This is a genomic window from Actinoplanes sp. DH11 (assembly GCF_020873875.1).
Lineage (GTDB): Bacteria > Actinomycetota > Actinomycetes > Mycobacteriales > Micromonosporaceae > Actinoplanes.
The window spans coordinates 232,070-242,991 of record NZ_JAHWGU010000013.1 but is presented as its reverse complement, the minus strand read 5'-3'; the positions used below and the strand labels follow the sequence as shown (position 1 = coordinate 242,991).

8 protein-coding genes are annotated in these 10,922 nt (G+C 71.1%); 3 read left to right on the top strand and 5 right to left on the bottom strand.

Annotation, left to right across the window (positions count from 1 at the left end; all coding sequences use genetic code 11):
- Positions 1 to 1,078: 1,078 nt before the first annotated feature.
- Positions 1,079 to 1,330: a hypothetical protein gene (locus LPA41_RS20925; RefSeq protein ID WP_229072340.1), complete on the top strand. Its 252-nt coding sequence runs from the start codon at positions 1,079 to 1,081 to the stop codon at positions 1,328 to 1,330.
- Positions 1,331 to 1,375: 45 nt separating this feature from the next.
- Here LPA41_RS20925 and LPA41_RS20920 read toward each other — a convergent pair whose 3' ends face one another.
- Complete coding sequence (locus LPA41_RS20920) at positions 1,376 to 1,771, bottom strand: RDD family protein (RefSeq protein WP_229072339.1); 396 nt, start codon at positions 1,769 to 1,771, stop codon at positions 1,376 to 1,378.
- Positions 1,772 to 1,961: 190 nt separating this feature from the next.
- Between LPA41_RS20920 and glnA the strand changes: the two genes are divergently transcribed.
- A complete protein-coding gene (gene glnA, locus LPA41_RS20915; RefSeq protein ID WP_229072338.1) occupies positions 1,962 to 3,386 on the top strand; it encodes a type I glutamate--ammonia ligase in 1,425 nt (474 codons plus the stop codon).
- 923 nt (positions 3,387 to 4,309) lie between these two features.
- On the opposite strand, the gene LPA41_RS20910 is transcribed toward glnA, so the two are convergent.
- From LPA41_RS20910 to mptB, 3 genes are read right to left on the bottom strand one after another with little or no spacing between them, the layout of a single operon-like run.
- On the bottom strand, positions 4,310 to 6,508 hold the full coding sequence (locus tag LPA41_RS20910; protein ID WP_229072337.1) for an esterase-like activity of phytase family protein: 2,199 nt from the start codon (positions 6,506 to 6,508) through the stop codon (positions 4,310 to 4,312).
- Between the two features lie 9 nt (positions 6,509 to 6,517).
- A complete protein-coding gene (locus tag LPA41_RS20905; RefSeq protein ID WP_229072336.1) occupies positions 6,518 to 7,654 on the bottom strand; it encodes a glycosyltransferase 87 family protein in 1,137 nt (378 codons plus the stop codon).
- On the bottom strand, positions 7,581 to 8,984 hold the full coding sequence (mptB, locus tag LPA41_RS20900; protein ID WP_229072335.1) for a polyprenol phosphomannose-dependent alpha 1,6 mannosyltransferase MptB: 1,404 nt from the start codon (positions 8,982 to 8,984) through the stop codon (positions 7,581 to 7,583). The genes LPA41_RS20905 and mptB overlap by 74 nt, the downstream gene beginning before the upstream one ends.
- Before the next feature lie 57 nt (positions 8,985 to 9,041).
- Here mptB and LPA41_RS20895 point away from each other — a divergent pair, with 57 nt between their 5' ends.
- On the top strand, positions 9,042 to 10,640 hold the full coding sequence (locus LPA41_RS20895) for a hypothetical protein (RefSeq protein WP_229072334.1): 1,599 nt from the start codon (positions 9,042 to 9,044) through the stop codon (positions 10,638 to 10,640).
- 13 nt (positions 10,641 to 10,653) lie between these two features.
- Here LPA41_RS20895 and LPA41_RS20890 read toward each other — a convergent pair whose 3' ends face one another.
- Positions 10,654 to 10,854, bottom strand: coding sequence for a hypothetical protein (locus tag LPA41_RS20890; RefSeq protein ID WP_229072333.1), 201 nt, complete (start codon positions 10,852 to 10,854; stop codon positions 10,654 to 10,656).
- Positions 10,855 to 10,922 lie beyond the last annotated feature (68 nt).

The following is a 10,922-nucleotide window of genomic DNA, read 5'->3' as shown; positions in this document are numbered from 1 at the left end:
CTCACAACCCACCCCACTCCCGCCCACCAGCCCGCAGCCGACCCCGCTGCCGCCCACCGGCCGGCAACCCACTCCCCTGCCCCCGACCGGCCGGCAACCCACTCCCCTGCCGCCCACCAGTCGGCAGCCCACACCGCCACCGCCCACCGGCCGCGAACTTCGCCGTCCCGGCCATCCCTCCCTACCTGCAACACCTCCACCGGCAACCCGCCCCGGAGTGAACCCCACCAACGCCCAGCCGGGCCGTACCGGCATCACCCGCCCCGGCCCTCAACCCGGCAGCTCCGCCAACCCCCGCGTTCCTGGCTCAGGCCGTCCCGGAGTGCCGCCCGGCAGCACCGGTGCCCCCGGCACGGGCCGTCTCGGCATCGCACCGAGCGGACCGCATGACCCGGGCACCGGCACACGTGGCCTCCCTTCAGGCACCTCCGGAACCGGCCGCTCCGGCACAGGCCAGCCGCGCGATCCGGGCGGACGCTCCGGCATCCTGCCGCCGGGACCAGGCGGCTTCGACGGTCCAAACCGGACGACCGGTCGACCCGAGACAGACCGCTCGGAGACGAGCCGCCCGGGAGTAGGCCGGCCAGGATCGAGTCGATCGGGAGTGGACGAGTCGGGATCGGGCCGGCCCGGTGTCAGCCGACCGGGACTCTCCGGAGCGGACAGGAGCGGACACGGCGCATCACCGGCGTATCCACAGCCGCCGCACGGTGGACACCGCGGACCGGGCGACTCGGCCGGGATCCCTGAGGAGCGCAGCCCCGGGCAGGGCGGGAGCACCGGCACGGGCGGCGGAGCAGACGACGTGTTCCGGCGTTCCGGTTCGGCGGCTCCGCCCGTACTCAGAAATCCCGCCGGGGAGCGTGAGTGGCGTCCTGGCAGTGCCGAAGAGGCGCGCCATGCGGGCGCAGCCCGCAGCGCGGAAAGCCGGGCGGGAACCACTCCACCGGTGCTCAATCGACCGGTCTCACCAGCCGCTCCGAGTGCTCAGCCACCGCGCTCGTCACGGCGGGACGGGCGCACGCCCTGGGGCGACTGGCTCGGCACGGACGCCGCGCGGCCGGACGCGGGGCCTGGCGTGATCGGAGCGCCGGACCCGGCCGAGCCGGCCGACGGGCCTCGGGGTCTGCGCAGCCCGGCGGCGGTGCGGCCGGAGGGCGTCGTCGCACCCGAACTGGGCAGGCGGCGTGTCGGCGGCGAGCCGGTCGCGGAGCGGGGGCCGGATGATCTGGTCACACATGAACAGGCCTTCGGGGTGCGGACGCCGGGTGGTGGCGTGGTCGGTAAGTCCGCTCCAACCTCCACCCCGGAGGACCACGATCGCCAGTGAATCTGCTGCTACCTGGTATCAGTACTTTTCATGGCCCGCAGGGTGTCAGCGCCGCCGCGCTGCTGCCACGATGGATCCAGCAGCGCGGTCGTGCAGTCCCCGTCCCTGACCGTCCATGATCAGCGCCGGGATGAAAAGGCCGAGCAGCACGCTGCGGATCAGCGCGTTGCGCAGTCCGATCACGCCCCCTGCGGGGTAAGCGGCGCACTGGATGCGCATCAGGCGCATTCCCGGCGTCTGGCCGAAGAGACCGAGGAAGAGGGTGTTCGCCACGACCAGGATCACCACGGGTGGCCAGGCGGCCTCGGCCGGAGTGGCATACAGGCTGCCGATGAGGAGACAGAGCACCCAGTCGATCAAGATGGCGGCCAGCCGGGGGCCGAGACCGGCGGACTTCAGCCCGGCCGGCGTCGCAGGTGAGTCGTTGACGGAAGCAGCCACGTCTGCCGAGGTTACGCGATAGGGTCCGGATGATCAGCGCGCGCTCTCGCCGTGCCTTGCCGGCTCAGCCCGTAACACGGCGGAAACAATAGGGATACGCAGGGGCAACTCCGTACCCATAACGTCGCGACCAGCCTTGCCAGTGGCGGTCCATGCCGCCCGGTATCGGAAAACTGTGCCAGGAGGACGTGTGTTCGCCAATCCCGAGGAACTCCTGCGATACCTCAAAGACGAGGACGTCAAGTTCGTCGACGTACGTTTCTGTGACCTCCCGGGTGTGATGCAGCACTTCAACATCCCGGTCGAGTCGTTCGACGACAGTGTGGTGACCGACGGCCTCGCCTTCGACGGGTCCTCGATCCGCGGCTTCCAGGCCATCCACGAATCCGACATGATGCTGCTGCCGGATGTCGCGACCGCCTTCGTGGACCCGTTCCGGATCCAGAAGACGCTGGCGCTCAACTTCTTCATCCACGACCCGTTCACGCGTGAGGCCTACTCGCGTGACCCGCGGAACGTGGCGAAGAAGGCCGAGGCCTACCTGGCGTCCAGCGGGATCGCCGACACCGCCTACTTCGGCGCCGAGGCGGAGTTCTACATCTTCGACTCGATCCGCCACGAGACGTCCGCCCACCAGGCGTACTACTACATCGACTCGATCGAGGGCGCGTGGAACAGCGGCCGCGTCGAGGAGGGTGGCAACCGCGGTTACAAGACCGCGTACAAGGGCGGCTACTTCCCGGTCTCCCCGGTCGACCACTACTCCGACCTGCGTGACGCCATGGTGCGCCGCCTGATCGACACCGGCTTCACCGTCGAGCGCTCGCACCACGAGGTCGGCACCGCGGGCCAGGGCGAGATCAACTACAAGTTCTCGACGCTCCTGCACGCCGGCGACCAGATGCAGCTGTTCAAGTACATCATCAAGAACACCGCCTGGGAGCACGGCAAGACCGCGACGTTCATGCCGAAGCCGCTCTTCGGTGACAACGGCTCGGGCATGCACACCCACCAGAGCCTCTGGCTGGCCGGCGAGCCGCTGTTCTACGACGAGACCGGTTACGCCGGCCTCTCCGACATGGCCCGCTGGTACATCGGTGGCCTGCTGCACCACGCGCCGTCGCTGCTCGCGTTCACCAACCCGACCGTCAACTCGTACCGGCGCCTGGTGCCGGGCTACGAGGCCCCGGTCAACCTGGTCTACTCGCAGCGCAACCGCTCCGCCTGCACCCGCATCCCGGTCACCGGCAGCAACGCCAAGGCCAAGCGCGTCGAGTTCCGCGTGCCGGATCCGTCGTCGAACCCGTACCTGGCGTTCTCGGCCCAGATGATGGCCGGCCTCGACGGCATCAAGAACAAGATCGAGCCGCCGGCGCCGATCGACAAGGACCTGTACGACCTGCCGCCGGAGGAGTGGGGCAGCGTCAAGCAGGTGCCGGGCTCGCTGGACGCGGTGCTCAACTCGCTCGAGGCCGACCACGAGTTCCTCACGGCCGGCGGCGTCTTCACCGACGACCTGATCTCCACCTGGATCGACTACAAGCGCACCAACGAGATCGACCCGGTCCGGCTCCGCCCGACCCCGCACGAGTTTGAGATGTACTACAACGTCTGACCTGAGCTGACGTCTGAAACGGCGGTCGCGACCGGCTTCGGCTGGGAGCGGCCGCCGTTTTGGCAACCGGCCATCGGAAGCGCAGCGGAACACCACCGGATTCCTCTTCGAGCGCGTGCTGCACAAACACGCCGCGCATGACGTCGAGCACGCTCCCAGCCGCCGATGCCTCGTCGTCGAAATACCGCCAGTGGCAGAACATCGTTCCGGATTTCGCAGATGTCGACCGTCCGGGTCGGTCAGCCCGGGCGCGCCGAACCCTCGCATGTTCCCTGATCAATGCTGGGTACCGAGCGGCCGAGTAAGACCCCGCCCGCATTGTTGTCATTGGCCAGGACGAACCCGGCTCGTGCATACGGTGGCCAGGAGCGTCGAGCACGAGCCGGTCACTGTCACTGTCACTGTCACTGTCACTGTCACTGAAAAGGCTGACACGACCGCCAGTGAGAGCCGACGGGCCCAGCTGTCACTGAAGGTCGTATTCAGCGCCCCTAAACGACCGCCAATGACAGCCAACCAGCCCAGCTGTCACTGAAGGTCGTATTCAGCGCCCCTAAACGACCGCCAATGACAGCCAACCAGCCCAGCTGTCACTGCGGCTCGGCGCGGGGCGTGCGGCTCGGCGCGGGGCGTGCGGCTCGGCGCGGGGCGTGCGGCTCGGCGCGGGGCCGGCGGCTCGGCGCGGCGCGGGGCCGGCGCTCGAGGCGGGGCGGGCGGCTCGGCTCGGGGCGGCTCGGCGCGGGGCGGCTCGGCGCGGGGCGGCTCGGCGCGGGGCGGCTCGGCGCGGGGCGGGGCGGGCGGCTCAGCTCGGGGCGGGGCCGGACGTGGCGGGGCGGGGCCGGCCCGGCGCCGGGCTAACGGCGCGGCGCCGACCGGGAACGATCGGCGCCGCGTTCAAAAGGCGAGCAGGTGGGTCCAGGGAATCAGAGCAGGCGCCCCAGATTGAGGAGGACCGTCTCGCCCGTGGAGTCGTCGAGGCCGTCGTTGTCGGTCACGGCGTAGGTGCGGCCGTCGCCCGCGATCGCGAGCCCTTCGACCTTGTCCTGCACCCAGCCGTTACCGGCCTTCAGCAGCGGCAACAGGTCCTTGCGCAGCTTCTTGGTCACGACCGGAGTGCCAACCCACGACGCCGCGGAGGCAGAGGCGGAAACGGAAACGGAAACGGAAGCGGAAGCGGAAGCGGAGGAGCCTGACCCGGTGGGCACGTCGAAGGTGTAGACCTTCTTGACGGCGGCCAGCGGCCCCCGCTGGTTGTCGCGTTCGACGACGGCGAAGGTGTTGCCGTCGACGGCTACCAGTTCGGAGAGGCCGACCCAGCCGGTGGGGGCGGTGTCGAGCGGGTAGAGCAGCCACGACCAGGTCTTGCTCACCGTGTCGTAGCGGCCGATCCGGGCGGTGTTCGCCGGGTCGCCCTTGAGGGTGCGCTGCACGGCTACCCAGACGTGCCTGCCGTTCTCGGCGACGCCTTCGAGGCCGTTCGTGGTGATGGTGGCGGCGACGTCGGCGGGGAGGGTGATCTCTTCCTGCACCCGGCCGCGGCTGTCGAGCCGGACGAGCAGGTTCGGGGTGCTGGCGGAGCCTTCGACGGCGAGCCAGTAGCCGCCTTTTTCGCGGGCCACGAGGCCTTCGGCGTCGTACCCCACCGGCTTGTTGTCCTTGGTGACGGTGAGCTGCTTGGAGATGACGCCGTCGGTGGAGAGGGTGAGGATCCGGGTGGGTGTGTAGACCGAATCGGTCACCGCGACCATTTTGTCGCCGCTGCCGGGCACCGGGGAGAGCCCGGAGAGCGCACCCCACGGGATGGTGTTCTTCGAGGAGATCTGGGTGTCCTCGGCGCGGGCGCCCAGCTTGAAGATCTGGATGCTGCCGCGGATGCCGATGGAGGCGTCCTCTTCCTCGCTGGAGACGACGACGAGGCCGCGGGACGGCACGGTGACGACGCCTTCGGGGGCGTTCGTGGTCGGCATCAGCTGCTTGAAGCGGGGCTTGGCGGGCTTGGAGACGTCGTACGCCGCGGTGAAGTTGCCCCGCTCGGAGTTGACGAAGACGTACGGGACGCCACCGAGCCGGCCGAAGGCGACGTTCTCCACCTCGATGCCTTTGGCGTCGGAGCGCTTGTCCGGGTACTGCCCGTGTTCGACGGCGAGGTGTTCGAGGGTGTTGCCGGCGTCCCAGACGGCTTTGCCGGTCTTCTTGTCGAAGATCGACCAGCCGCGGGAGCCGCCCTCGTAGTCGCCTTCGTTGGCGGTGGCGAACAGGTCCTCGGTGATCCAGGCGACGCCGTCGGGTTCGCGTTTCGCGGTGATCGAGCCGTCCAGGGTGATCTGGTCGTCGTCGCGGACGTCGACGCCGTTCACCGTGACGGTTCCGGCGGAGAAGTCGGAGATGACGCGGCCGGTGCGCAGCGAGACCACGGCGAGGTGGTTGTTCTCCTGGAGCGAGACCACGGCCTCGTCACGGGAGTTGATGCTGACGTACTCGGGTTCCGGGTCGGTGGGCGCGACGTCGGCGAGGCCGTCCAGGGACACCTTGGTGACCTGCCAGGTACGGGTGTCGATCACCGAGAGCCAGCCGGCCGGCGCCTGCGGGATGGCGCCGTCGTTGACGTCCTCGTCACGCTCGTTCTCGATGGCGACGGCGATGTAGCGGCCGCTCGGCGCGACGGCGACGGAGTCGGGTTGTCCACCGAGTTCCAGCGAGCGGACGACGGTCCGGGTGGCGGCGTCGATCACGACCAGTTTGCCGGACGGCGACGTGAAGCTGGCCCGGGTGTTCACACCGGCGAGCAGCAGCCGGCCGAGGTGCGCGACCGAGGTGGGTTCGCCGTCCATCGCCAGGGTGCCGGCGGGCTTGGGCCGGGACGGGTCGGTGATGTCGACGAAGCCGAGGCGCTTGCCCGGGCTGTCGGTGTAGACGACGGTGCGGCCGTCTTCGGTCACGGTGGAGATCTCCGCCGCCGCCGTGTCGTCGATCGACGAGTTCAGGTAGGCGGGGAAGGTGGCGAGGCGCTCGAAGCTGTTGGCGTAGCCGTGCGCGGCGGCCGCGGTGGGCACGGTGCCGGCCGCGGCCACGGCCACGGCCGCTACGGAGACAACCGCCGAGGTGGTACGGCGAAGGGACATGCGCTCTGACTACGCGATGATCTTGTCCGTCTCGTGGACGGCAGGCGAACGGCGGGTGCGCAGGGGTGTCCAGAAGAGCAAAGCCAGGCTGAACCAGACATAAATGTTGCCGCCGAGCAGTTCCAGCGGCGGCCGGGGCCGTTTCTCCCACCACCACGTGAGGTGCGAGGTCATCAGGATGTAGGCGGAGATGCCCAGGTAGGGCCGGCCCAGGTCGAGGCAGCGGATCAGCGCGGGGATCAGCCAGACGCAGTGGTGGATCCAGGTGACCGGACTGATCAGGCAACCCAGCACACCGGTCAAGGCCAGGCCACCCACGATGTCGTCGGGTGCGTGGTAGACCCGCCAGCCCCACGCGGCTAGGGTTGCCAGCACGGCGACGGCCCAGATCGTGGATTCCACGGTGTCGAGCGGCAGCCGGGCCAGCAGTCCCCGCTCGGACTGGTTGGACAGGTAGTGGAGCAACCCGACCCGGTTGGTGTCCCAGAGCGCCGACGTCCAGAACTCCCGGGACTGGTCGGGGAAGAGCGCCCCGGCCAGCAGGGTCGCGCCGGCCGCCGAGCCGATCGCGGTGGCGAGGGCCCGCCACCGCCGGGTGACCAGCAGGTAGAGCAAGAAGACGCCGGGCGTCAGCTTGATCGCCACGGCCAGGCCGATGCCGACGCCGGCCCACGCGCGGCCCCGGGCCACACCGAAGAGCATGTCCGCGGTGACCAGGGCGAGCAGCAGCGTGTTCACCTGGCCGAAAGTGATCGTCTCGCGGACCGGCTCGAAGAGCAGGCCCAGGAGGACGGCGACGGTGATGCCCCGCCAGTCGGCCCAGCCGCGGCGTTCCAGGAAGTCGCGCGCCAGCCACCACACCAGCAGCGCCGTGGTGGCGATCGTGGCGAGGGTGGCGACCACCGCGACGAGCAGGATCGGCAGGTACGCCATCGGCGCCATCACCAGTCCGGCGAAGGGCGGGTAGGTGAACCCGTACGGCGTGCCCGGTCGCAGGAAGTCGTAGACCATCCCGCCGTCGCGGAACCAGTACTGGATCGCGCCGTGGTAGACCTTGGAGTCGAAGTACCCGTTACGGAGCCCGGTGAGGACGATCGCCCCCACCGTGAGCAGCGCCAGGCCGACGATGATGCTGTTTCGCTTCATGCAGGACTTTCCACGCTAGACAGCCGGCGAGCACTGTCACGCCGACGGCACCCTGCGCCTTGGTGACGAGGGCCAGGTTGTACCCGTCCGGCAGGCACAGCGCGGACGCCACCGCGCACGGCGCGACAAGCCATCGGGTCTCCGGACGGACGGTGGCGGCCAGCACGGCCAGCGGCCACACGGCGTACCACGGATGGAACACGGGGGCGAGCAGCACGGTCGCGGCCAGGGCCAGACCGGCGTGGTGGACGGCGTCCCGCGTCCGGGCGCGCACCCAGAGCACGACCAGGACCACGGCCAGCGCGATCATCCCGAGCACGCGGGTGACGGGTACGGCGCCGGGCACGCCGAGCAGTTCCAGGGTGAGCCCGACGGCGGTCGGCACCGAGGTCCACTGCACCGACACGCCACTGCCGGACAGGCCGGTCACCCAGCCGAGGCCGAGACCGGCACCGAGCGAGACCGCCGCGAGGGCCGCCGCCGCGGAGCCGCCGAGGATCACCGCGGCACGCCACCGGCGCCCCGGCAGGAGCAGCAGCGCGAACGGCAGCACCACGACCGCTGTCGCCTTCACCCCGACGGCAAGTCCGAGCAGCACGCCGGCCGCGATCATCCGCGGCCGGGTGACCGCGGCCTGCGCGACGGCCAGGCCGGCGACCAGCAGGGCGACCATCACGGCGTCGTTGTGCGCGCCGGAGATCAGGTGGATCGGGATCAGCGGGCACGCCAGGACCAGCCAGATCGCGCGCGGCGGCGGCACACCGGCGCGCCGGGCCAGCGCCGGCAGGCACCAGCCGATCACCACGACACCGAGCACGGCGATCAGGCGCAGCAGCGCGACGGTCCCGGTCAGCGAGCCGCCGAGCTTCGCGGCAAGCGCCGCGAGCACCAGGAACACCGGACCGTAGGGCGCGGGCGCGTCGGTCCAGGTCGGCGAGACGGCCTCGGCCCAGGGACACCCCAGAAGATCGACACCGCCGGAGTACGGGTCCAGGCCCGCCGCCTGCTGCCACCCCTGACACGCGTACGAGTAGACGTCGTAACTGCCCAGCGGAAGGAACGGCAGCAGCGGCAGCGCCCACAGCGCCGCGGTGACGCAGGCCCAGCGCGTCGACGGGACGTCCCGCCGGCCGGCCCACCACGCGCTGATCAGCAGCAGGGTCCCGAGCAGCCAGCTGACCGGGAGCAGCACTCCGTTGTCGCCGGCGAAAACAGTGCCCGGCGTCACGTTGGGTTCCCACGGACTGGCAGCACCGCCCAGCCACGCGGCCGTCGCCAGCAGCAGACTGCCTGCCAGCCCCGTGTATCGGACGAGGGTCGGACGGGGCATGGCGACGACCCTACCGTGACAGGCTGCAACCACTGGTGAAGCGGTAGGGTCGGCGGGATGTGGGCCCGGCACCGGCTGGAGTGGATCACCGCGCTGGTGGCGGCGATCCTCGGCGGCATCTACCTGCTGCTCCCGCGGACGGGTTCCGACCTGGCCGCCCAGGTGGCCCGCGCCGACTTCTCCGGCGCGCACGGCCTCACCCCCGTCGACCTGCGGTGGTACGCCGGGGTCGAGCAGTTCGGCTACAGCCTGGTCTCGCAGCCGGTGATGGCCGCGCTCGGCGTCCGGGTCACCGGCGTGCTCACGCTTGTCGCCGGTGCGGTGCTGCTCGCGACGCTGTTCCGGCGGACCGCGGCGCCCCGGCCGTGGCTGGGCGCGGCCTTCGGGACTGTCGCCTTCGCCGGGAACCTGGTGAGCGGGCGGGTCACGTACGGCCTCGGTGTCTGCCTGGCCGTCGCCGCCCTGGTCCTGCTCACCGTGCCCCGGTTGCGCCGCCTCGCGGCGCTCGCCGCCTTCCTGGCCGCCGCGACCAGCCCGGTCGCCGGCCTCTTCACCGGCCTGGCCGGGGTGGCGCTGCTGATCGACCGGCGGTGGCGGGCCGGGCTGCTGCTCGCCGTCCCGGCCGCCGTGCCGCTGGCGCTGAGCGCGCTGCTGTTCGGCGACGGCGGCTGGATGAACATCAGCCGCACCGACACGGTTCGCGCCGTGGTCACCGGCCTGGTCGTGGCGGCGCTGGTGCCGATCCGCGCGGTCCGGGCCGGCGCGCTGCTGTCGTCGGCGGGCGTGCTGGCGGCCGCGCTGATCCACACCCCGGTCGGGCTGAACGCGACCCGGCTCGCGGTGATGTTCGGCCTGCCGGTCCTGGCCGCCTACGCGAAACCACCGGCCCGGCTGCGGGCCCCGGCGGGCTCCCCGTCACGGTCGTCGGGCACGGAGGCCGGGCCGCCGGCCCCGCACCGAGGGTGGCGGATCGCCGGGGTCGCGCTGCTCGCGGCCCTGGTGTGGTGGCAGCCGCCGGTGGTGATCGACGATGTGCGGGACATCGGGAACCCGGCGGCCGACCCGGCGTACTTCGCGCCACTGCGGACGCGGCTCGCGGCCGAGACGCTCACCGGCCGGGTCGAGATCCCGCCGACCCGGTCCTACTGGGAGGCCGCCTCGATGGGCGAGGTCCCGCTGGCCCGGGGGTGGCTGCGGCAGGCCGACATCGACCGCAACCCGCTCTTCTTCACGACCGTGCCCGGCGCGGCCGGCACCGGGGTGGAGCTGACCGCGGCGAGCTACCGGGCCTGGCTGGACGAGCAGGCCGTCCAGTTCGTGGCGGTGCCGGACGCCGACCTGGCGTGGCCGGGACGGGCCGAGGCGGCGCTGGTGACGGGCGGTCTGCCGTACCTCTCGCTGATCTGGTCCGATGCGCACTGGCGCCTGTACGCGGTGACCGGCCACCGCCCGGTCGCCCCGGGCGTGGTGCGGCTGGACGCCGTCGCGGTGGTCTTCGACGCCCCGTCGGCCGGCGAGGTGCCGATCCGGGTGCGGTACCACCGATGGCTGACCGTCTCCGGTGGCGCCTCGGCCGCCGCCGACGGGGTGTGGACCCGGGTGCGTGTCCCGGCGGCCGGCCGCTACACGCTGACCAGCAGCCTCACCTCACGCTGAGGGGCGGCCGGGTTCAGGCTGACTGGCGTTGGGCGCGCTTGCGTTCGCGCTGCTCCCGGGTGTAGCGCTTGCGGTTCTCCAGGTCGCGCTTCCACTGCTCGCGGGCGTACTCGTCACAGCCCTGGACGGCACCCTTGGTCTGCGCGGGGCCGATCATGGAGCGGAAGAACCAGTCGTCGAACGTCCGGTGGAACCAGTCAGAGATCTTCGACACGACGCTCGCCTCCGAGGTTTGCACGCCAATGGTTGGTACACCAACTATTGGTAGGATAACCGGCGAGC

Coding starts and splice junctions, on each gene's coding strand:
- LPA41_RS20910 (WP_229072337.1), bottom strand. CDS start 6,508: ATGTCCCTTCGCCGTACCACCTCGGCGGTTGTCTCCGTAGCGGCCGTG.
- LPA41_RS20905 (WP_229072336.1), bottom strand. CDS start 7,654: ATGAAGCGAAACAGCATCATCGTCGGCCTGGCGCTGCTCACGGTGGGG.
- mptB (WP_229072335.1), bottom strand. CDS start 8,984: ATGCCCCGTCCGACCCTCGTCCGATACACGGGGCTGGCAGGCAGTCTG.
- LPA41_RS20895 (WP_229072334.1), top strand. CDS start 9,042: ATGTGGGCCCGGCACCGGCTGGAGTGGATCACCGCGCTGGTGGCGGCG.